Genomic DNA, 22,312 nt, shown 5'->3' on the forward strand with positions numbered 1-22,312 from the left:
TGAATGAAGTGAAAAGAGCCGCTTTATTTCTATTATTAGGGATGCTGTTTCTCTCGTTTTTGATCCCGGCTCAGACCATTTCCGCAGACACCCGAAGTAAAAAGCAGGCATGCCGTCCTGAAGGGCTCTGGGACTCCGGCGTTGAAAATGTTCCTTATTGCGACGTCTATGATCAAGAGGGACGCGAAAAGCTGGCCAATGATTTAGACCGCAGAATCATCGGCTATTTCACAAGCTGGCGTACGGGAAAGGGTAATCAAGACCGTTATTTAGTCAACGATATACCTTGGCAATATTTAAGCCACATCAATTACGCATTTGCTCATATCAGAGAGGATCATCGCATTTCAATCGGCAGCGGAAATGATGAAAACAACCCGTCCATTGGCATGGACTGGCCGGAATATCCGGATGTGAAGATGGATCAATCCCTGCCGTACAAAGGTCATTTTAATCTGCTTCACCAGTTTAAGGAGAAATACCCGGATGTCAAAGTGCTGGCGGCTGTTGGCGGCTGGGCCGAAACCGGCGGTTATTTTGGCAAGGATGGAGAGCGGATTCCAAGCGGCGGTTTTTACTCGATGACAACGAATAGTGACGGGTCTGTAAACGAAAACGGAATCAACACCTTTGCCGAATCTGTCGTTGATTTTCTCAGAACATATGAATTGGATGGCATTGATATTGACTACGAATATCCCACGACGATGAAAGATGCCGGGAATCCGTTGGATTGGAACATATCCAACCCGAGACGAAAGGGGTTAAACAAAAGCTTTGACGTCTTGATGAAAACATTAAGGCAAAAGCTTGATCAAGCGTCTGCCGAAGATCAAAAGTACTACATGCTGACCATGGCGGCACCGTCATCAGCCTATTTGCTGCGGGGCATGGAAACATTTCAGCCGCTTCGGTATGTCGATTATGTAAACATCATGTCCTACGATCTCCATGGAGCCTGGAACGAGTTTGTCGGGCCGAACGCGCCATTGTACGATAGCGGCGAGGATGCCGAATTAAAGCGGTCCAACATCTATAGCACGCCGGAATACGGCAGGATCGGGTATTTAAATGCGGACTGGGCGTACCATTACTTTAGGGGGGCGATGGCGTCGGGCCGAATCAATATCGGTGTTCCTTATTATACAAGAGGCTGGAAAAACGTATCCGGCGGATCAAACGGTCTGTGGGGGAGCGCCGGAAGCACTGACTGTCCTCAAGGTTTGACAACATGCGGTGATGGTGCGGTCGGCATCGATAATATTTGGCATGATCAAGACGAAGAAGGAAAAGAAATCGGAGCAGGGGCGAATCCGATGTGGCATGCCAAAAATCTTGAAAATGGCATTGCCGGATCATATTTGGAGAGGTACGGACTGAGCGAAGCTGATTTAACAGGCGCCTACACGAGACAATATGATAAAACGCTGGCGGCGCCCTGGCTATGGAATGAAGAAAAGAAGGTGTTTCTTTCTGCGGAAGATGAGGAATCAATAGAAAAAAAGGCGGACTATGTCGTTGCAAAAGGAATCGGCGGTGTGATGCTTTGGGATTTGAGCGGTGATTATGACTGGTATCCCGACAGAAATGACAACAGGGGAGAATACTATATCGGGGCAGCGCGTTAACGAGAACTTTATACCGTAAATTTGTGGACGCGACGCCATACGATCATCGATTCAGCAAGTCGCCTTTGCCTTCAGAATCACTTGATATCAATATAGAGTTTTCCGATTTTCCGTTAGGAGATCAAAACTATCCGATCCATCCGAACATGAGGTTGACAAACAACAGTGATGTGACGATTACAGGAGGGTCTGTCATCGAATTTGCTGTGCCGACGTCCACTTCGCCCCGGTTCGGAAGCTGGAGCGGTGATCGGGTTGAAGTGATTTCTGCAGGGCATACAGGACCGAACATTGGAGGGCTGACGGGAGATTTCCACCGCGTTCGGGTGACGCTGTCAAATTGGAAGGCGATTAAACCGGGTGAATCAGAGGAATTTCAGCTTGTTTATTACTTGCCGATCAGCGGCCCTGCGAACTTCACCATCACGATAGAAGGAAAAAAGTACAGCCTCAAGAGGCGTTCATAAAATCGAAGACAGCTCGTCCAAGAGGAAGCGGGCTGTCTTTATCTGCAATTTATTGCGCGCTGTTTTTCCAGTTGGTCAAATTATCAAATACTTCTTTTGTGATGCGTGTCCCCCGATTGTATGAAGAGCCTCCGTACACCCCATTCGTATGAACAGCCAGTGAGCAAGGACCGCTGCAGTTTGTTCTTGAACTGCTTTGTTCAAATACAGGTGAACCGCTTTGTCCGCCGTATGTGTCGATCGAATATTGCAGTTTATAAGTTTCTGAGACTGTGATCGGCCCTGAATGCTGCCATTGGGTGCCTGACGGCTTGTCCCCGGGATAGCCGCTGATCGTCACATTTGTCCCTGTGAGGGAGGAAGTGGTGTAGGAGTATCCGAAATAGCCGACGGTGTTGCCGATCGGTTCGCTCAGTTCGATGGCCGCGTAGTCATAATTGGTGTTTCCGCTTCTCCAGCCTGACGGAATGAAATAACGCGTCGATTTCACCGATCCGTAAGGGTAGCTTGAGCCATTGCGCCCCGGCGATACAGTGGCCGTCCCCGCAAATGAACCGCTAGCTGTGTCATAGACGCAGTGCCCCGCCGTTGCAACCGTTTTCGGGCCGATCAGCCAGCCGGTGCAGGAGCCGATGCTGCTTGAAATATGAACGATGGCCCTGTAAGGGTATGCCGTTGTATTGGAGACTCTTGTCCGATTATCTGTACCGATGACAGATTTAAGATTGTAAGGGGCTTTGGCAGGCGATGATTTCGCTTTTTCGTGCTGGGCTGACCCGCTTCCTTTCCCTGTTCCTTGAAACGCTTTGGAATATGTTCCATTTTTGTCGCTTTTAATGTTCGGATCGTAGACAACCTTTGACTCAGGCTGGTAAGAAGGATCGTTTGAAACAGGGGTATGCGGTGATGGTGCAGCTTGAGCGGAGTGCATCCCCATAGAATAAAGAGAAATACCCATAAGACCGGTGATCAACGTTCGCTTCACGCTTTTTTTCATAACCAACTCTATCACTTCCTTATTTTGTTGTATTAACAAGTTAGATATTAACAAAATAATTCTGAATTTTCCGTATAATCAAAAAAGATCATGCTAAGGATATAGAGAATGAATGATAGAAAGGCGACAGTAAATTCGCTGCCATTTTTAGATTTTATATGATATGATATTTTATGGTAAATTAATAATTTTATGGTTTAATTAGTTATTTAAGAAACATATGCAAGGAGGGCGGGAAAGTTGAAACGGTTGATACCTATGGCGTTTCCTGCTTCATCCTAGTTTTACTATGGTTCATAGGATTTTTCTGTAAGAGTCTGGTGCTTTTTGATTCAGGTGCATATCTTATATCGAAAAAGAGAGGAAGTGACCCATTTGGCCCCAAAACTAAAACAAAAAGCGCGTCATATCGGTGCAATTCCCGAAAACTATCAGCTCATCATCGAAGATCTCGATAGAGAACGAGCTTTTTTTGTTTGGCAAGACCCTGAGCATCCGGACAACGACATCGCTGTGGAACTGGATTGCGAGGGGCGCTTCATCAGTCTTACGAAAGAATATGCTCCAGTTGCAGAGAACGAGCTTCCGGAAGGCGAATTGCAGCAAATCGCCCTTCAATTTGTCGAGCGCCATTATCCGAGCGCCGCTGCCAGTTTTGTTTTTCAAGAAAAGAAGGTAACAGAACAAGCCGTTCGATATACATACGCACAGATGGCTCTTGATCTGCCTCTGCCGCAGACGGGCTTTTTCGTGGACATCGCGAAAGATGGAGAGGTGTTGAGGTTTCGCTACCACGGCGGTGCGGATTCGGTTTCCATTCCAAAACAGCTGGCCGATCGACAGCAGGTGATCTCCGAGTATCTTGATCAAGTCGATTTTGAACTGACGGTGGAACATATTCGCCGTGAACTGTATGAAAGCGGAGATGACCAGCCGCACCTCATTTATGAAACGAGACTGCCGTTTATCAGTTATCCAGCCGATTCGTCGGCGATATGTGAGAAAACTACACCCGTTGATGATGAAGAAGAGGAGGAAACCCTGCCGCTTCCTGTATTGTCTGAAGCAGACCGGGACGTTGATTTGCACGAGTTGATCGGTTTCAGTCCTTCTTTTCGAAAGATCCGCGAAGCGGATTTAGGCGATTCAATCGGAACCGTTTGGCGCGAAGGGAGCGATCCTGATCAGGAAGACTTTGGCATCGAAAGCTATTTTAAAATCCGGAATCATAATACCTTGAAAATCAAGAAAGATAAAAAGACGGGAAAGCTAAAAGGGCTTTTCTCTTTTATCGAAGCAGAAGGGTCTCCTGTTTGGACGGAAGAAGCCTGCCGCAAACGGGCCTTGCAGTTTCTCTATTTGCTATACCCGGATGCCCGGCAGTATTTCCGGATGCATCCCTTGGAAAAAGACGAGGAGGAGCAGAATACCGCTGCTTTTCAGTTTGACCTCACATATGAAGGAGTGCCGCTCAGGCTGGGGTTTGCCAATATCATCATCAATCGCATCAACGGCCTGGTCGTCGGGTTTTTCGCCCCTGAAATCGAACCGGAAACATTGAAAGATCTGAATCCGTCACCCGCTATTACACGCGAAGAGGCAAAAGACATTTTTGCTTCGGTTTTTGATGTGGAGCTCGAGTGGGAAGAAGATGATCACTACACTCTCGTCTACCGCCCGGTATATCCCGTGTTTATCGATGCCCATGACGGGAAAGCCTACAAGCGGAACATGGTTTGAAAAAAATGGCGGCGGGCCTCCCGCCGCTCAATAAAAAGCCCGCTTCAAAGCCGCGGTCTTTCTGCCGTTATTCCTCCCCGGACACCACCGGGTTCTCCTTATAACTGATCCAATCGCTCCAGCTGCCGGCATAGAGCTTTACATCTTGAAATCCGGCTTCCTTTAAGCCAAGGACATTTGGGCAGGCAGATACTCCCGATCCGCAATAGACGACGATTTCACTGTTGCGGTCTAAAGAGGCGTAATGCTGTCTTAACTGTTCTTGGCTTTTCCAGCTGCCGTCTTCCGTCAAATTGCCTTTCCAAAAATAGTTTTTAGCGCCGGGAATATGACCTGCCTGATGATCAAGCGGTTCGGTTTCTCCAGTGTATCTGGCCCGCTCACGGGCATCGATCAGGATCGTATCTTTTCGGCCGATCCGGTCTTTGACCTGTCCGGCATCTAGCAGTTCTTCTTTTGCAAGTTCCGGCGAAAATTCCCGGGGGACGGGCCGCGGAATCTCGGTTGTGATGTCGTATCCGGCTTTGACCCAATGGGAGAAGCCGCCATCCAATACATAAACGCTTGTATGGCCGAGATAGCGGAGCTGCCACCAAAAACGCGCCGCAAACATGCCGCCGCTGTCATCATAGGCGATAACGGCTGTATAGCGGTCAATGCCGATTTCACCAAGTGTTTTTGCGATTTTCTCGTGAGGCGGAAGAGGGTGTCTTCCTCCGTGTTTTTCAACTTTGGCGGATAAATCCTTTTTCAAATCAACATAAACGGCTCCGGGCAGATGTCCTTGTCTATACGCTTTCCGCCCTTCTTCCGGGTTTGTCAGATGAAACCTGACATCGACAATGACCGTTTGGCCCGGTTTTTCCTTCAACCGTTTCCACACCCATTCCGGACTTTTGACTGCTGCCAATTTGCACCCCTCCGCTTCTTTATGAAAACAATTCTGATAATAGAAGAATAGCCTGATTTCGGCAAATATGTCAAAGACAAACCTGAAGGTGATTTTGGTGGTCATCACGCAAATAAAACAGAATATGATAGAGGTGATGACACATTGGGGGTGAAACAAATGGGAGTGGTTAAGGCTACATCTAAAGACGTCGCCCTTTTGGCAAGGCTTTTGCGGGCGGAAGCTGAAGGTGAAGGTGTACAGGGGATGCTGCTTGTCGGAAATGTCGGAATCAACCGGATCAGGGCAAATTGTTCCGACTTTGTGGGGCTGCGCACCATTCCGCAGATGATTCATCAGCCGCATGCCTTTGAGGCTGTGACACACGGCTATTTTTACCAAAGGGCGAGGGAAAGCGAAAAGCGTTTGGCGCGGAGAGCGATCAACGGAGAAAGGTTCTGGCCGGCAAAGTTCAGCCTGTGGTATTTCAGACCGGCGGGTGCATGCCCGGCGCAGTGGTATGATCAGCCCCATGTCGGGCGCTTCAAAGCACACTGTTTTTATGAACCGACAGCCGAAGAGTGTCAAAATGTCTATAATACGTTTTAACATGACAGGTCCCTTTTCAGATGGAGCAGCACCGTCTCAAAAGGGATCTTTGTTTTTAAGCGGGCATTCTTAAAAAAGCTCGGCAAGCATTTCGAAAGACCGCTTTTTATCTTCAAACCGGTATACATTTGTCAATACCATGATCTCCTCTGTTTGATAGTGTTCCGAGAGCTCATCAAGCTTTGTTTTCACTGTCTGGGGCGAGCCGATGACCATCCGTTCGCGGTTTTTGAGGATCTTCTTTTTATCGGCGGTGCTGTATGCCGCCGATTTCGCTTCCTCAATGCTTGGCACGCGGCTGTCGAGACCTTTTTCAACCCGAAGAAGCCAAAGGTCCTGGCTCAGGCAGAGTTCTTTCGCTTGTTCATCGGTGGCTGCACAGATGACGAATACGGCGGCCATAGCATGAGGCCGATCAAAAAAAGCCGAAGGCCGATAGCTTTCATTATACGTTTTGAAAGCATTTCGCCCTCTTTCAGGGTGAATGAAGTGGCCGAATACATATCCGATTCCCATGTCCGCCGCCTGTTTGGCGCTGTTTTCTCCAAGACCTAAAAGCCAGGGGGCGGGCGGCGCAGCTGTCAGCGGAGCGGCTTTAATGCCGGCATAGTCATGTCCGGAAGGGATGGCGTCCGTCAAATAGTAAAGCAAATCTTGAAGCTGTCTCGGAAAATCCCGCAAACTCTTATTGACTCCATCCGTCAGGGCGAGCCGGGTTTTGGCGGTGCCGCCTGGCGAGCGGCCGAGTCCGAGGTCGATTCGTCCGGGGTAAAGCGCTTCAAGCTGCCGAAAGCTTTCGGCCACTTTAAAAGGACTGTACTGCGGAAGCAGCACACCGCCGGAACCGATGCGGATATTTGCGGTTTTTGCCGCAATATGGGCGATCAAAATTTCCGGCGCAGTGCTTGCAAGCCCGCGTGTACTGTGATGCTCGGCAAACCAGTATCTTTTGTAGCCCCATTCATCGGCTAACTTGGCCAGTTCAGCCGTCTGCTTTAATGCGGTGTAGGCATCTGATCCTTTGGATACAGGAACCTGGTCGAGTATGCTGAGTTGTATCATCGTGTCCCGCCATCCTTTCCGTTTCCTAATAAGTGTAAATCAAGCATATGAAAAATGGCTGCCAGGGTCAAATGAACCGATTCGGGCGGATTTAAACAGAATCAGTCAAAACATGACAGCGCTGAAACAAAAACGAAATATAAATGTAATATAACTTGGCACCTATTGTCGAAAATAGATGTTATAATAACGTCTGTACATCAGTTTCGGATATATAATTCATAGGTCGTAAGTCTTGAATGTTCATTTTTAACATATTAATATTTTGCGAATTTACATAATGAAACAAAAAGAATACATAAAGGAAAGAGGAGTAGAAAGTGAAGAAAAAAGTTTATGCTGTTGGTTTAGCGTCGGTTCTTGGAGCAGCTGGTCTATTTACCCCCTTTATGAACAACACGGCATCTGCGGAAACATCTCAGCAGAAGCAGGAAATTCAGAAAAAGCGTTCGGAAGTTGATTCAAGCATCGAAAGCAAAAGAAAAGAGATTGCAAAGCTTCAGGAAGAGCAGAAAAAACTTGAAGACAAAATAAAAGATCTCGATAAAAAAGCGCTTGAAACAAGCAACAAAATCGAAAAGAAGCAAGAGGAAAACAAAAAAACAAAAAAAGAAGTGGATTCTCTGAAAAAAGAAATCAAAGAAACGGAAAAACGGATTGAAGAGCGTTCAAAAGTGATTAAAAAACGCGTGCGCAGCCTTCAGGAAAACGGCGGTTCGCAAAACTACATCGACGTTCTTCTCGGCGCGCAGAGCTTTGGGGACTTCATCACACGCGCGACAGCCGTTTCAACGATTGTCGATGCGGACAAAGATCTGCTGAACGAGCAGGAGAAAGATAAAAACAAGCTTGAAAAAGCAATGTCTGACTTAAATAAAAAGCTGGATGAAATCCAAAAAACGCTGGCTGACCTGAAAACTCTCAAAGCTGACTTGGACAAGCAGCTGAAAGATCAGGCGAGCCTTTCTGAACAGCTGAACGCGAAGCAGTCGAAAGCGGAATCTGAGCTGAACGACCTGAAAAAAGAATCAGGCTCACTAACAAAAGAAGAAGCCGCTCTTGAACAAAAAATTAAAGAAGAGAAAGCTGCTGCCGCTGCGGCCGAAAAAGCCAAAGAGGAGTCAGCATCAGCAAAGTCTGATTCAGCTTCTGTCGGCAAATCAAGCGGATCTTCCAACAGCGGTTCATCAAGCAGCAAAAGCAGCAGTTCATCAAGAAACTATTCTTCAGGCTCTGCTGTAAGCAGCAATTCAGGCGCGATTGAAACGGCAATCAGCACCGGATCAAGCATCGTCGGCAGATCTCCGTACAAATGGGGAGGCGGACGCTCGCAAGCCGATATCAACAACCGTCGTTTTGACTGTTCATCTTTCGTACGCTGGGCTTATGCATCAGCGGGCGTAGAATTGGGCTTCGGAGCGACAACAAGCACGCTTGTCGGCAAAGGCCGCGCTGTCAGCGCATCTGATATGAAACGCGGAGACTTGGTCTTCTTTGACACATACAAAACAAACGGCCACGTGGGAATTTATCTGGGCAACGGAACATTCTTAAACGATAACAGCTCACGCGGCGTATCGATCGATTCAATGAGCAACCCGTATTGGAGTGCACATTTCAGCGGAGTTGTCAGACGGGTCGTTGAATAAAATCATACGAAAAAGCACCATTCCGAAAGGAATGGTGCTTTCAAATTGTTGACAAAATCCTAAAACGGTTTTATGTTTTAGGATTTTGTCATCCTTCTTTCAGCGTGATTGAAAACTTTTGCAGTCTAGGAAGGCCGAGCATCGGAGCACAGCGAATGTTGCAATTCGTGAGCACCGACGCGCAGGCCTGACAACGAATGCGAGGGTTTGTCGACACGCTGTGAGCACCATTCCGAAAGGAATGGTGCTTTTTTCATTACAGCGGCAAATCACGCTTTTTAAAGGAGAGGATGCCGAGCAGAAAGGCAGCCAAACCGACCGCTGAAAGAATAATGGACGCGGCCGCGATATCGGCACTGCCGTTTACAATATCGCTCGGCCTGAACAAAGAGAAGATCGACACGTTTCTTAGCCATTCCGTTTCTTCGCTTAATTTGCCGATCAAATCGAGGCTGAAGAACAGGAATGTAATGCCGCCGGAGAAGCCGAGCGCTTTTTTCTCATCATTCGACATGGCGGATATGAAAAAGGAAATGCCGCTTATCGCAAAAAACAGCAGAAACCCGAGCAGGTTCAAAAGCAGAAATCTGGATACATTAAAATCATAGTCATCGCCAAGCATAAAATGATACCCCGCCAGCCCGGCTGCTGTTGTCACGGCCATGATGACAAGCAACCCTGTCATGAGGACAACGGCCTGTGTGAAGGCGACCTTTCCCCTTGTCGTCGGCGTTGACAAAATATACGCCATAGAGCCTTGATCAACCAACCTCGCTACAAGCTTTGTCGACAGCATGACAGAAAAGATCGAAAGAATCACGATAAAAATAAGGCCGTAATATTCTCCGGACATAAAATCCTCAAGACTCCCGAGCCCGTTTTCAAATCCGAACGCGTTCAGAAAGCCTTCAGGCATCGAAGTGATCAATTTTTCAATATCCTTCGCGCTCTCTGCGATGCTCGGGTAGATTCCCAATATGAAAAGAATGTAGAACGCGGAGCCCGCCGCATAGCTCATGATCCCTTTCAGATTGGTTTTTAACATTTGTTTATACAGGGAAAGATTCATTGCACTGTCCCCTTTCTGTCATAGTAGTTCATAAACACTTCTTCCAAGCTTTGTGATGATACATCAATGTGCCGAATTTGGTATTTGGCCGTTTCCTTAATAAATTGGTCGTGGTTTCCCAAAACGGCGACTTTGACGCGATTGTCCTGCCGTGACTCAATGTGCAGGCCTGAGTCCATAAATGCCGGGATATCGGCAGGGTTTTCAAATGTGACTTCAAACACCTTCCGCTGCATGGACTGCAGTTCGTGAATATCTTTAATGGCAATGATGACGCCGTCTTTTATAATGGCGGCTCTGTCACATGTTTTTTCGATTTCCGGAAAGCTGTGAGAGGACATTAAAAAAGTCGTCCCTTTGGCTTTTTCTTCGAGCACGATATCAATAAATACTTTTTGCATCAGCGGATCAAGGCCTGATGTAGGCTCATCAAGGATGATCACTTCCGGGCTGTGCATGAAGGCGGCGACAATCCCGACCTTCTGTTTCATGCCTTTTGACATCTTTCTAATCGATGTGTGAACGTCGAATTGCAGCCGTTCGATCAGCTCATTGCGCTTAGCCTCATCTTTAACCCCCTGCATATCTGCCATGAAATCGAGAAACGTTTTTCCTGTCATTCCCTCGATAAAGGCGATTTCCCCGGGAAGGTAGCCTATGTGCCGCTGAACCTCGCCTTGATTTTTCATCATGTCCATCCCGTTCACTTTGATGTCGCCTCGATCAGGTCTCATAAACCCCATAATGTGGCGGATAGTAGTCGATTTTCCGGCCCCGTTCGGACCTAAAAATCCAAAAACTTCTCCTTTGTTTATGGAAAATGAGACATCAAATATGCCTTTTCCATTTGAAAATTGTTTTGTCAGCCCTTGTACTGTCAGCATCGTGACACCTCCGGTAATGAAAAATATGAAATATTTATATTAAAAAATTTCATAATTCATTTTACGTTCATAAGAACTTTTTTGTCAATGGAATTTGATGAAATATTTTTATGTTATAATTTCATTAAGAAATATTGATAAGGATGGTTGTATGAACGGATTTGAAAAAAGAGCGTTGCTGATCAAAGAAAAGATCAAGAAAACAACGCTGAAATTGCTGAATACGCGGGACGTAAAGCGAATCCGCATTACCGATATTGCAAAAGAGGCAAACGTGTCCCAAGTCACAATCTATAATTATTTTGGCAGCAAAGAAGCGCTGTTGAATGAAGTCTTTAAGGATTACATTGACCAAGCGATCGCCGAGTTTGAAGAATATATGAAAAAAGATATACCGGTAAAGAAAAAAATCGAATTGATCATTTCGCAAAAAAAGGAAGCGACCAATCAGAAGTTTGCGTTGACAATGGTTAAGGAACTGATGATCGAGGAAAACGAAATGATGAATTACGTGAAAAAACAATATGACGAAAAAATTATTCCGCTGATGCTGCAAATGATTGAAGACGGCCACCGCTCGGGCGAGGTCTCTCCGAAAGTAACCGCACAGGGCTTTCTCGTTTTTATGAACATGATCATTGAACATTCCAAAACATTGGGTGAAGAATATGAAAAGAACAGGCAGTTTGCTGAAGAGATGCAGCACATTTTTTTCTACGGGCTTTGCGGAAGGCCTTAGCCAAGGGCATGAAAAAGGGGTTTCCTTTATTTTCACAAACGTGACATATCTGTCATTTATGTGAATAGATGAAACAATTTCCTGAAGCTTTCCGTATATAAGACGGATACAAAAAAAGAAAGGATTTACCAATGATGAAGCACTCCTTTTTCTTTTTCATGCTTTTTGCTTTTTTTCTTCTCGCGGGGTTTTCTTCTATAGCCGATCAATCTTTTTCAATTGATCGTGTCGATATTCAAGCCAATGTCAAAGAAAACGGCGACTTGGATGTGGAGGAGGTTTACACATACCGCTTCAAGGGTTCCTTCAACGGGGCGTCAAGGTCGTTCAGCAAGGATGAAACAGGGCGGATAAAAGGCTTTAAAGCGTACCTGCTTGCAAAAACCGGCGAAGCCCGTCCGTTAAAAACAACGCAGGAAGATGGAACCTACTTTGCTCATACCGCGGTAAAAGATGAAGCAAAGAAAGTGCTGTTTCACTATGCTGTCGAAGATGCTGCGAAGAAATTTGAGGACACCTCTGTTTTGCGCCATTCTTTTTTCCAAAAAACGAATACAGTGATGCATCATGTAAACATTCGGGTCAGGCTTCCTGATTCGGTTCAGCCGGCGGATATCCATGCGTTTCTCCGTGAAAAAGGCGATGGTGAAATAACAGGGATCAGCTACCATACCGTTATATATCACAGCGGGATGATCCCGGCGGGGACAAGCTCCGAGCTGAGAATCTATTTCCCGCAAAACGCCCTGCCTAAGGCGGTTCGCCATCCTTCCTACCAAACGGTGGACGATTTGTTAGCGGAGGAAAAAAACGAGGCGGAGCGCTATGCCAAGCGGGGTGGACGGCTGGAAAACGCCGACAGGACGGCATCGGTTTTTTCCGGCATCATCGGTTTGATGATTGTCGCGGTCCTGATTCTTTCATTGGTGAAGAAAAGGCGGCAAAAACTGCTCCCGCTTGAAAAGCTGGAAGCCTTTGATCCTGTTCTGGTTGCCTATTTGTACAGAAAAGGCAGCCTCACAGAGCGCGATTTGCTGGCGGGGCTGCTGTCGCTTTATCAGCGCGGGCTTGTCACAATGAAAAAGGTGAGGGCGGAAGAACGATTTCTCCGCGACCGCAAAGCGCCTGATGAGACATATCAATTCGAATTCTCCGATGATCTCATGTCGCTGACAAAACCGGACCGGCTGTTCATTGAAAAGCTTTTTGAGCAAAAGGAAAACGGAGTTTACCTGTTCAGGCTGGACTCGCTCAGCGGACCGACTGAAGAGGAAATTGAGGAAAAGGAAGGGTTGGAGAAATACGAGCGGAAACGAATCATTCTTCAGAATGTTGTTCAAAAATGGACGGAGAACATCAGGCAGGACGCCGTATATAAAGAGTTATTTCAAGAGAACCGCTGGCTGCGCATGCTGTCGCTTACACTGCTCTTCTTCCAAACGGGGTTCCTGCTTTATATCATGGCTGCGGATGTTGTGCCTCAGGCCGGTTTTATGATCGTATGTATGATTTTCGGCTTTGCCTTATCGGCAGGCATCGTTTTGGCCAAGTATAAACTGTATTCGATCATGTTTTTTCTCGGGCTGTTTATCGCATCTCTCTTTACGGACAGCATTTCGACCATTCTGTTTTACGGTATAAGCCTCGCGCTTTCCATCGTATTGATTGCGCTCATTCCGTCCATCAAGGAAAGCAGGTCTGCCTTCATCTACAGAAGGTCGGTTCTCTCATGGAGAAACCAGCTGAGACAAGGAGCAGGCCTTTCAGAGAGAAGCCTGTCTGAAAATGAAAAAATCTTCGTATATGCCATTGTCCTTGAAATCGAGGATGAGTCAATGGCGTTTGTCAAAGGATCAAAAAACGGACTTGACCAAGCCTTCCCAATCCTTGGCATGGCCGCCTGCGGCGATTTTCATTACCCGTTCTTGAGCTGGCAGCAGACCTTGGCTGTTCATGGTCATACGGCAGCCCATCATGCAGGCGGTTCAGGATCGGACGGGGGAAGTGGGCCGGGGGCTTTTTGAAGGCTATCTGAATCCAGATAGCCTTTTTCAGCGCGGCTTATCCCCGCAGCCGCTGTTCCGCTGTTTTTGTACGGTGGGTGACGGGTTGATGGCCGTATGCTTTCGCAAGGCCGAATGCCGGCATATTGTGATAGAAGGTTTCATAACGGCCCTTCGGAACCGTATATGTTTCATGATAAATGCCGACAGCGCCTGATGCCGCTGTTTTTTGATAAAAGCGGCGCCAGGCAGCCATATGTTTTCCGCCTTTCGCATAGGCGGTCAAAGCTTCGAAAGAGCGCCAGTATTGAACCAGCAGGATCGTCCGGAAATTGATGGCCGATTCCATAGAAAGAAAGCCGAGATCTTTGTTTTGGTAAAGCTCGCGAATCATAGGCGGCATGGCGGTGAAAACCGGCCACCATTGGTGAACCGCATGCCATTTGTTGATTCTCATGCCGATCACAAACACGACCACTTCGTCCTCAGGATCTGCCGTAAAAGGCTTGGTGATGATCGTTTTACCCATCTTTCTCATCCTCTCCGTTTACTAAGCGTCCGATTGTCGCTTCACACCACTCGATCCCGGCCATTGTGCTGCGCTTACCGAAATCAAGTGTGAACAGCCAATATTCAGCATCTGTCGAGTGATCACCGCATGACAGAATGGATTGTTCGATCGTTTCATACATCACGTACCGTTCTTGAAGCTTGCGCTGATATTCCCTGACTTTCTCAGCAGTCGCCGGGCGCTCCTGCTGTCTGGAGAAAAAAATCTTCAGCAGAAACTCGTTTTTTTCCGCAGCGATTTCTTTAATCGGTTCTTCAAGCCAGCTTTGCAGCGCTTTTTGTCCTTCTGCGGTTATGCGGTACTCCTTTCTATCCGGTTTCTTATCCTGCGCGGCAGGCGCAGCGGTCACCCATCCGGTATCCGCTAAATGCTTGAGGGCGGGGTAGATTTGGCCGTAGCTGATTTTCCAAAAGTGGTTCAGGCTTTGGTCGATCATTTGCTTCATTTCATATCCGGTTCGGTATCCGGCAGTAATCAATCCGAGCAAAGCGTAGGTCGTCTGATTTCTTTTCGTCATGGGCTGCCTCCATATATCTCTTTGATATATATCTTTTAGATACATAATAGCAAAGGTGTGATGATCATTGCAACACAGCGGAGCATTTTTCTCAGGAAGATTATAAAAAAATATGAAATGATACGAAACCTTTAGGCGGATCAGTCCGTATATATAGTTAAGCAAGTTAAATAATGATTCATTAGTCTTGTATTTATGCAGACATGAATCACGCTGGCGTGATAATAAGGTCTTTAAAACTCTTGATCTCATGCAGCAGAATATGATCCGAAAGTTAAAATAATGAGGGAGTGAATCATTTGGCTATTTCTTTAGAGAAAGGTCAGCGAATCGATTTAACAAAAGGAAATGCGGGGCTTTCGAAAATTATGGTCGGCCTCGGCTGGGACCCTGTATCTTCTGGCAGCGGCGGATTTTTTGGTAAACTGTTTGGAGGAGGCGCCCCGAATATTGATTGTGATGCTTCTGTGCTGATGCTGGAGAATAACAGAATGACAGAAAAGAAGAATGTCATTTACTTCGGAAATTTAAAAAGCAGATGCGGCAGTGTTGAGCATACAGGTGACAATTTGACAGGGGAAGGCAGCGGCGATGATGAGCAGATTATCGTAGACCTTCAAAAGGTTCCCGCAAACATTGACAAGCTGGTGTTTGTCGTCAATATATACGATTGCGTCAAACGCAGCCAGCATTTCGGAATGATTGAAAATGCCTTCATCCGCGTGGTTGATATGAACAATCGCCAAGAGATGGTAAAGTACAATCTGAAGGAGGACTATTCGGGCCGGACAAGCCTGATTACGGGAGAGATATACCGGCACGGAAACGAATGGAAGTTCACGGCTGTCGGAGAAGGTACAAACGATACAAGCATTACGGACATCGTCAAACGCTACGCCTAAAATAATTGAGCAAAAGGAGCGATTTAGATGGCAATTTCATTAGCGAAAGGTCAGAAGGTTGATTTAACGAAAACAAATCCGGGGCTCTCAAAGGTAGTTGTCGGTTTGGGCTGGGACGTCAACAAATATGACGGAGGATTCGATTTTGACCTTGATGCCAGCGTGTTCCTGCTGGATGCCGAAGGCAAGTGCGCTTCAGAGAAAGATTTTATTTTCTATAATCAAACACAAGGCGGAAACGGGTCTGTTGTACATACAGGCGACAATCGGACAGGTCAAGGGGAAGGAGATGATGAACAGGTATCAATCGACTTGAACGCTGTGCCTGACAATATTCAAAAAATCTCTTTTGTCATTACCATTCATGATGCTGAAGCCCGCCGCCAAAATTTCGGTCAGGTGTCTAACGCTTATGTCCGCGTGATCAATGAAGACTCCAACGAAGAGTTGATCCGTTATGATCTTGCCGAGGATTTCTCAATTGAAACGGCGCTGATCACCGGTGAACTTTACCGCCATGCCGGAGAGTGGAAATTTTCAGCGATCGGTTCAGGCTATCAGGGCGGATTGGCGCGGATCGCCACTGATTTCGGCCTGCAGATCGGCTAGCTGACAGACCGCACCGGTTTCCAAGTAGCCTGATAATTCGCGAAGGAGGTTCCATACATGGCTATTCAGTTATCTAAAGGACAGAGAATCGATTTAACGAAGACGAATCCGGGCTTAACAAAGGCATTGATCGGCTTAGGCTGGGATACAAACAAATACACAGGCGGAGCGGACTTTGACTTGGATGCTTCGGCATTTCTTGTCGACGGGAATGACAAATGTGTGAATGACCACGATTTTGTTTTTTACAACAATCTCGAGCATCCGAGCGGCGCTGTCATCCATACGGGTGACAACCGGACAGGCGAAGGGGAAGGCGATGATGAGCAGATCCTTGTCGAATTTTCCAAAATTCCCGCACACGTCGAGAAAATCGGGATCACGGTCACGATTCATGACGCGGAAAGCCGCCGTCAAAACTTTGGACAAGTATCAAACGCATTCGTCCGGCTCGTCGACGACTCTACAAATGAAGAGCTGCTTCGTTTTGATTTAGGCGAGGATTTTTCGATTGAGACAGCGGTAGTGGTTTGTGAGCTGTACCGCAACGGATCAGATTGGAAATTTAACGCCATCGGCAGCGGTTTTTCCGGGGGATTGGCATCCCTTTGCCGCAATTACGGCTTACAAGTTTAGTTTTGCCGACTGAACCGCCTGTGTTCTCGCGGTTCAGTCTTCTCTTTTTAAAATTAGGAGGTAACCAATAGTGGATTTATTTCATCATGTTATATCAGTTTATGCTTCATTCTTTGATTGGGGCATGTGGGTCGAGGTGCTGACCGACCCTGTTTCCTGGGGGCTGATCGGCTCTCTCGTCGTGCTGGAAGGACTTTTATCAGCGGACAACGCCCTTGTTCTCGCCGTTATGGTCAAACACCTTCCGGAAAAACAGCGCAAAAAAGCGTTGACTTATGGATTGATCGGAGCATATTTCTTCAGATTCCTCTTTATCGGGCTCGGTATGATCCTGATCAAATTCTGGTGGATTAAGCTGATCGGTGCCGCCTATTTGGCGTGGCTCGTGATCAAGCATTTCTTTATCGGCGAAGGTGATGACGAATCCGGCGCCATCAAAAAAGACGGCTGGATGGTTCGCGTGTTCGGCGTTTTCTGGGCTACAGTCATCTCAGTTGAACTCATGGACCTGGCGTTTTCAGTTGACAGCATTCTTGCCGCATTTGCGGTGTCTGAAAAAGTCTGGGTGCTTTTGATCGGCGGAATGCTCGGGATCTTGATGATGCGTACTGTCGCGAAATTCTTCCTCACGCTGATTGATAAGGTGCCTGAATTGGAAGCAACCGCATTTGTTTTAATCGGAATCATCGCATTGAAAATGGCGGCCAGTGTATGGCACATTGAAATGCCGCACAGCGTGTTCTTCATCATTCTGATTGTTGCCTTTGCGGCTACATTTGTCATTCACTATATGAACAAACAAAAAGCCGTCAAAGAGCAAACGGCCGCTTCAAAAGAAGAATAAAACTCAGAAAAGGGGGGGAGTGCATCTGCTCCGCCCCTTTTAATCAATAGGAGATATCGTTCCTATTCAAAAGAAGGTGACCCATGTGCAATACTTTCATTTTTTATCCCCCTCTCAAAAAGAAGATATCTTTTTCAAACAGCCGGGGTCGGTGACGAAAGACTCTCCGAAACACATACTTGAGCATGCGCTCGGAGCAACGCTCTATGTTCCGGGAAACCGTAAAGATATTGCCGATATGATCACAAAGCAAAAATATCCCGAACTTTGTTCCGTTGTGTTTTGCCTTGAAGATTCGATCGGCGACTGCGAAGTTCTTCAGGCGGAAAACAATCTTGTCAGTCAGGCTGATATCATTTATCAGGCGCAAAAACTCGGGACCATCACGAGCGAGGTCCTGCCGTTGATGTTCATCCGCGTCCGCGAACCTGAACAAATGCTTGAATTGGGCAATAAGCTCGGACGTGCGCTTCACTTGTTTACCGGGTTTGTATTCCCTAAGTTCTCCACATTTAATGCTGAACACTATCTCGATACACTGTCTACATTATCAAAAGAGTCGGGCATTGCCTTATACGGGATGCCGATCTTTGAGACGCCTGATTTGCTTGTAATGGAAACAAGGATCAAAGCTTTGCACGAATTAAAAGAGACGCTTGTTTTTTATCAGGACGTCATTTTGAACATACGGATCGGCGCCACCGATCTGTGCGGTCTTTACGGATTAAGGAGAAAGCCGCAGACCTCGATTTATGACATTATGGTCATCGCCGATTTTATCAAAGACATGATCAATTATTTTGGATTGCAGTTTGTGATCTCCGGTCCTGTATGGGAGTATTTTGAAGATCGTTCACATACCGCCGCATCTCTTTCGGGACGGACTTCGTATTGGAAGACAGCAGCGGGCGGAGATCTGCACTTGCTCAATCCGTATATGGACGGGCTGATCAATGAAACACGCCTTGATCTCGCCAACGGCATCCATGGCAAAACTGTGATTCACCCGACACATCTCAAACCGGTGCAGAGCATGCATGTCATTTCAATTGAAGAGTACTTGGACGCCGTCAGCATTCTCGAAAGTGCGGACGGCACACGCGGTATTGTGAAAAGCTCTTTTTCCAACAAAATGAATGAAATCAAGCCGCACTTAACATGGGCGAGAAAAATACTGTTAAAGTCAGAGATATATGGGGTGTATCATGAAAACCGCAGCTACATGGACATACTTACCGCAGAAAAGCAGCTTTCAAATATTGAATCATATGGAAGTTGAGTTGACGATTACTGACAATCCGCTCTCCATTCCCCCGCGGGCATTATTTGAAATGGCGGCGAGGGTCAATAAAAAACGGGGGTTTTTGTTTGTCAGCAAAATCCTCGGCAAACACATACCGGTCCATCCATTAAAGCCGCTCATTGCATCAGGGCTTTTAGCGATGGAACACGCCGAGCGGACTTCCGGTTCGCTGATTGATGGGAAAGCCGCACTCGTATCAGGGCTGTTGGAAGAGGATCATGAGCTTGTGAAAATGGCTTACGATCTTCTAAAAAAGCAGCGCATCAAGCCTGCTGCACCTCCGCTTGTCATCGGGTTTGCCGAAACGGCGACAGCGCTTGGACATGGTGTGTTCGACTGTTTAGAAGGCGCGTCGTTTATTCATACGACAAGGGAGGCATTAAAGGATATCGAATCCGCCCTTGTGTTTGAAGAAGAGCATTCACACGCCGTTGATCAGCGCTGCTATACAGACGGGCCCGTGTTCGAAAGCGACAGACCCGTGATTTTAGTGGATGACGAAATCACCACCGGCAAAACGGCGCTGAACATCATCAGGGATATTCAGAAAAAGCATCCGCGCAGGGAATATGCCGTTCTTTCACTATTAGACTGGCGGTCTAGCGAGCATAAAGAAGCGTTCCGCAAAGCGGAAGCAGCGCTCGGCGTCACCATAACGACAACCTCATTGCTGTCAGGATCTGTTGTATTTAAAGGCGAAACGCTTGATCGGTCACACTATGATTATCATCCGCATAGCGATGGCGGAGACCTCTCCATCCGGCACATCGATGTTGGCGAAGAGTTCACAGCGCTCCCCTTTGCGGCAGAAAAAACAGGCAGGGCTTCATTTGTGAAAGAGACCGGCCGGTTTGGCATCTCCGATCATGATCAACAAGCGGTCGAGGAGGCCTGCCGAAAAGCGGGCAGCCGCCTTCAAGCGCTTCGAAAAGGGAAGCGTGCGCTTTGTTTAGGAACGGGAGAGTTTATGTATCTTCCTATGAAAATCGCAGCTTTCATGGGTGAAGGTGTTTCCTATCAATCAACGACGAGAAGCCCGATCCATCCATCTGACAGAGATCAATATGCCGTAAAAAACGGCTTTTGCTTTCCAAGCCCGGAGGATGAGGACATCAGACATTATGTCTACAACCTTCCAAAACGGGGCTATGATGAAGTGTTTATTTTTGTTGAAAAGCCTGTCACGAAAACGTCGCTGCAGCCGCTCCTAGAGGTTTTCAGTGATAGAAAAATAGAGAATGTCACCATTGTGGCTTTTTCTAAAGGAAGTGATCTTCATGACCAATAGAGTTCTGACAATGGGGAGTTATCCCGCATCTGATGTGACATTTTTGTTAAAGGATCTTTCAGGCCTTTCGATCGAAAAAAGCACCCGTGAACGGGAAAACTTGATTCAAAGCGGCACACATTATTCAGAAATGCTGCCTGTTGAATATAAACCGACGGATGAATATATGAGGCTCTTTTATGCTTCGCTTGAAGACAGCAAGCAAAAGGTGGCCGAAGCCGTCGCGATTGTCGCTGAACAAATCGTTCAAAAACGGGGACTGCATACAGTACTGTGCAGCTTGGCACGGGCCGGGACGCCGATCGGTGTCTTGATTAAACGGTATATCGAAGTGAAATACGATGCAGCGCTTCCTCATTACAGCGTCTCAATCATCCGTGACAGGGGAATCGACGAAAATGCGCTTCATTACATTCTCGAACATCATCCCGGCGCTTCTGTCGCGTTTATTGACGGCTGGACTGGGAAAGGCGCGATTACAAAAGAATTGACGCGGGCTGTTAGCGATTTTAACAAAGCGTACGGAACAGCGCTTTCTTCTGAACTGGCGGTTTTGGCAGACCCGGGGTATTGTTCGTCTCTATACGGAACGAGGGAAGATTTTCTCATTCCAAGCGCCTGCTTGAATTCCACTGTATCCGGTCTTGTCAGCCGAACCGTTTTCAATCAAAAGTGGATTGGAAAAGACGATTTTCACGGAGCGAAATTTTATGAAGAGCTATTGGAGGAAGACGTGTCAAACCTCTATGTCGATACCATCGCCGCCGAATTTCCCGCCTTATTCAAAACAGCCGCGGAAACGGCGGCACTGCTGATGAATCATAGCGAAAAGCCGGATTGGCGCGGGCTGGCATCCATCGCAACCATACAAAAAGCGTTTGGCATTGACAACACGCATTTGATCAAGCCGGGTGTCGGTGAGACGACGAGAGTGCTGCTGCGCAGAGTGCCTTGGAAAATCTTGATCAAGCCCGGATCACAGAAACGGCTGAAACACATCTTGCTTCTGGCCGAAGACAGGGGCGTTCCGGTGGAAGAATACAAGGATATGTCCTACAGCTGCTGCGGATTGATCCGTCCGGTCAGGAGGGACATATGAAAGCTTTCGCGAGTGATTTGGACAGAACATTGATTTATTCGAAAAAGATGATTGAAGCATATGGGGCAGAAACTGACTATCAGCTCATCGAAACCCTTGAAGGAAAAGAAATTTCCTATATTTCGGAGAAGACGAAGGAGAATCTTCGCAAGATCTGTGAAAACATGCTGTTTATTCCGGTCACGACCAGAACGACTGAGCAATACAAGAGAATCACTTTATTTCAGGAGACGATCGTTCCTGAATACGCGATTACAACCAATGGCGGCTGCATTTTAAAAAACGGCATGCCGATCAGGGAATGGTCCGGGTACATAGAAAAAAAGCTTCAATCCTGCATGCCGATCAGTGATATGCTGGAGGAAATCGCAAAGCTCCCGGTTTCTCATGCAGCAGAAAGAGTCAGAACAGCGCACCACTATTTTGTATATTTGATCTTTGCTGAGGAAAATGTGTGCAAAATCAACGCTTCCGCCGCCAAAGCATGGGCGGCGGATAAAGGGTGGCAGGTATCATCGCAGGGAAGAAAGCTTTATTTTATTCCGGAGCCGCTCAATAAATGGAGTGCGGTTGACTATTTGAAGCGCGAGCTCAAGCTTGAAAAAGTGTATGCGGCGGGAGATTCGCTGCTGGATTTTGATTTGATCGCACAAGCGGACTACGGTGTTTCACCCGCCCACGGAGAAGTGCTCCATCATGATCCCGATCTCAACAGGACAATGCGTCCGGGCATGAAAGCAGCGGATGAAATAACGAAGCATATTGTGAACCTCTCCAGTCCTTCGGCCAAAGAAAACATATTTTAGG

The 22,312-nt window shown here is 47.1% G+C and carries 22 protein-coding genes; 15 read left to right on the forward strand and 7 right to left on the reverse strand.

The genetic code is table 11. The features are described from left to right. Positions 1-8: 8 nt before the first annotated feature. Together ACINLD_RS13270 and ACINLD_RS13275 are read left to right on the forward strand one after the other, a co-directional pair. A complete protein-coding gene (locus ACINLD_RS13270) occupies positions 9-1,628 on the forward strand; it encodes a glycoside hydrolase family 18 protein (protein ID WP_256860232.1) in 1,620 nt (539 codons plus the stop codon). Positions 1,629-1,651: 23 nt separating this feature from the next. After that, a complete protein-coding gene (locus ACINLD_RS13275) occupies positions 1,652-2,095 on the forward strand; it encodes a chitinase C-terminal domain-containing protein (RefSeq protein ID WP_256860231.1) in 444 nt (147 codons plus the stop codon). Positions 2,096-2,144: 49 nt separating this feature from the next. Here ACINLD_RS13275 and ACINLD_RS13280 read toward each other — a convergent pair whose 3' ends face one another. Next, positions 2,145-3,098: a trypsin-like serine peptidase gene (locus tag ACINLD_RS13280; RefSeq protein WP_051290328.1), complete on the reverse strand. Its 954-nt coding sequence runs from the start codon at positions 3,096-3,098 to the stop codon at positions 2,145-2,147. 369 nt (positions 3,099-3,467) lie between these two features. Here ACINLD_RS13280 and ACINLD_RS13285 point away from each other — a divergent pair, with 369 nt between their 5' ends. After that, the gene (locus ACINLD_RS13285) at positions 3,468-4,832 is read left to right on the forward strand and encodes a YcdB/YcdC domain-containing protein (protein ID WP_077735762.1); all 1,365 of its coding nucleotides are present in this window, start codon (positions 3,468-3,470) and stop codon (positions 4,830-4,832) included. Between the two features lie 67 nt (positions 4,833-4,899). On the opposite strand, the gene ACINLD_RS13290 is transcribed toward ACINLD_RS13285, so the two are convergent. After that, the gene (locus tag ACINLD_RS13290) at positions 4,900-5,742 is read right to left on the reverse strand and encodes a sulfurtransferase (RefSeq protein ID WP_256860230.1); all 843 of its coding nucleotides are present in this window, start codon (positions 5,740-5,742) and stop codon (positions 4,900-4,902) included. Positions 5,743-5,901: 159 nt separating this feature from the next. On the opposite strand from ACINLD_RS13290, the gene ACINLD_RS13295 reads away from it, so the two are divergent. Next, complete coding sequence (locus tag ACINLD_RS13295; RefSeq protein ID WP_026585793.1) at positions 5,902-6,330, forward strand: cell wall hydrolase; 429 nt, start codon at positions 5,902-5,904, stop codon at positions 6,328-6,330. Between the two features lie 69 nt (positions 6,331-6,399). On the opposite strand, the gene ACINLD_RS13300 is transcribed toward ACINLD_RS13295, so the two are convergent. Beyond that, positions 6,400-7,392 carry an LLM class flavin-dependent oxidoreductase gene (locus tag ACINLD_RS13300; protein WP_077735760.1) on the reverse strand — a complete coding sequence of 331 codons (993 nt, stop codon included), beginning with the start codon at positions 7,390-7,392 and terminating at the stop codon, positions 6,400-6,402. 320 nt (positions 7,393-7,712) lie between these two features. On the opposite strand from ACINLD_RS13300, the gene ACINLD_RS13305 reads away from it, so the two are divergent. Continuing rightward, complete coding sequence (locus ACINLD_RS13305; RefSeq protein ID WP_026585795.1) at positions 7,713-9,041, forward strand: NlpC/P60 family protein; 1,329 nt, start codon at positions 7,713-7,715, stop codon at positions 9,039-9,041. A 256-nt stretch (positions 9,042-9,297) separates the two neighbouring features. On the opposite strand, the gene ACINLD_RS13310 is transcribed toward ACINLD_RS13305, so the two are convergent. Together ACINLD_RS13310 and ACINLD_RS13315 are read right to left on the reverse strand one after the other, a co-directional pair. Next, complete coding sequence (locus tag ACINLD_RS13310; RefSeq protein WP_077735759.1) at positions 9,298-10,110, reverse strand: ABC transporter permease subunit; 813 nt, start codon at positions 10,108-10,110, stop codon at positions 9,298-9,300. After that, positions 10,107-10,994: an ATP-binding cassette domain-containing protein gene (locus ACINLD_RS13315; RefSeq protein WP_077735758.1), complete on the reverse strand. Its 888-nt coding sequence runs from the start codon at positions 10,992-10,994 to the stop codon at positions 10,107-10,109. The genes ACINLD_RS13310 and ACINLD_RS13315 overlap by 4 nt, the downstream gene beginning before the upstream one ends. Before the next feature lie 151 nt (positions 10,995-11,145). Here ACINLD_RS13315 and ACINLD_RS13320 point away from each other — a divergent pair, with 151 nt between their 5' ends. After that, positions 11,146-11,733 (forward strand): TetR/AcrR family transcriptional regulator, encoded by a 588-nt coding sequence (locus ACINLD_RS13320; protein WP_026585798.1) that lies wholly within the window; start codon positions 11,146-11,148, stop codon positions 11,731-11,733. Positions 11,734-11,867: 134 nt separating this feature from the next. Then, positions 11,868-13,757 carry a DUF2207 domain-containing protein gene (locus ACINLD_RS13325; protein ID WP_026585799.1) on the forward strand — a complete coding sequence of 630 codons (1,890 nt, stop codon included), beginning with the start codon at positions 11,868-11,870 and terminating at the stop codon, positions 13,755-13,757. A 37-nt stretch (positions 13,758-13,794) separates the two neighbouring features. On the opposite strand, the gene ACINLD_RS13330 is transcribed toward ACINLD_RS13325, so the two are convergent. Next, positions 13,795-14,265 carry a DUF4188 domain-containing protein gene (locus ACINLD_RS13330; protein WP_077735757.1) on the reverse strand — a complete coding sequence of 157 codons (471 nt, stop codon included), beginning with the start codon at positions 14,263-14,265 and terminating at the stop codon, positions 13,795-13,797. Beyond that, complete coding sequence (locus ACINLD_RS13335) at positions 14,258-14,824, reverse strand: PadR family transcriptional regulator (protein WP_077735756.1); 567 nt, start codon at positions 14,822-14,824, stop codon at positions 14,258-14,260. Before ACINLD_RS13335 ends, ACINLD_RS13330 begins: the two co-directional genes overlap by 8 nt. A gap of 299 nt (positions 14,825-15,123) precedes the next feature. Here ACINLD_RS13335 and ACINLD_RS13340 point away from each other — a divergent pair, with 299 nt between their 5' ends. From ACINLD_RS13340 to ACINLD_RS13375, 8 genes are all read left to right on the forward strand, one after another. Beyond that, the gene (locus ACINLD_RS13340; protein ID WP_026585802.1) at positions 15,124-15,726 is read left to right on the forward strand and encodes a TerD family protein; all 603 of its coding nucleotides are present in this window, start codon (positions 15,124-15,126) and stop codon (positions 15,724-15,726) included. A gap of 27 nt (positions 15,727-15,753) precedes the next feature. Further along, positions 15,754-16,335: a TerD family protein gene (locus ACINLD_RS13345; RefSeq protein WP_026585803.1), complete on the forward strand. Its 582-nt coding sequence runs from the start codon at positions 15,754-15,756 to the stop codon at positions 16,333-16,335. Positions 16,336-16,392: 57 nt separating this feature from the next. After that, positions 16,393-16,971, forward strand: coding sequence for a TerD family protein (locus ACINLD_RS13350; RefSeq protein WP_026585804.1), 579 nt, complete (start codon positions 16,393-16,395; stop codon positions 16,969-16,971). Between the two features lie 70 nt (positions 16,972-17,041). Next, entirely contained in the window at positions 17,042-17,815 is a 774-nt protein-coding gene (locus ACINLD_RS13355; RefSeq protein WP_026585805.1) for a TerC family protein, read from the forward strand. 85 nt (positions 17,816-17,900) lie between these two features. Next, a complete protein-coding gene (locus ACINLD_RS13360; RefSeq protein ID WP_026585806.1) occupies positions 17,901-19,094 on the forward strand; it encodes an HpcH/HpaI aldolase/citrate lyase family protein in 1,194 nt (397 codons plus the stop codon). Next, positions 19,084-20,406: a phosphoribosyltransferase family protein gene (locus tag ACINLD_RS13365; RefSeq protein WP_035427883.1), complete on the forward strand. Its 1,323-nt coding sequence runs from the start codon at positions 19,084-19,086 to the stop codon at positions 20,404-20,406. Before ACINLD_RS13360 ends, ACINLD_RS13365 begins: the two co-directional genes overlap by 11 nt. Further along, complete coding sequence (locus ACINLD_RS13370; RefSeq protein ID WP_277692394.1) at positions 20,396-21,505, forward strand: cysteine protease StiP family protein; 1,110 nt, start codon at positions 20,396-20,398, stop codon at positions 21,503-21,505. The genes ACINLD_RS13365 and ACINLD_RS13370 overlap by 11 nt, the downstream gene beginning before the upstream one ends. Then, the gene (locus ACINLD_RS13375) at positions 21,502-22,311 is read left to right on the forward strand and encodes an HAD family hydrolase (protein ID WP_277692395.1); all 810 of its coding nucleotides are present in this window, start codon (positions 21,502-21,504) and stop codon (positions 22,309-22,311) included. The genes ACINLD_RS13370 and ACINLD_RS13375 overlap by 4 nt, the downstream gene beginning before the upstream one ends. Position 22,312: the final 1 nt, after the last annotated feature.

It is taken from the genome of Bacillus sp. z60-11 (assembly GCF_046464135.1).
Classification (GTDB): Bacteria; Bacillota; Bacilli; order Bacillales; family Bacillaceae; genus Bacillus; species Bacillus sonorensis_A.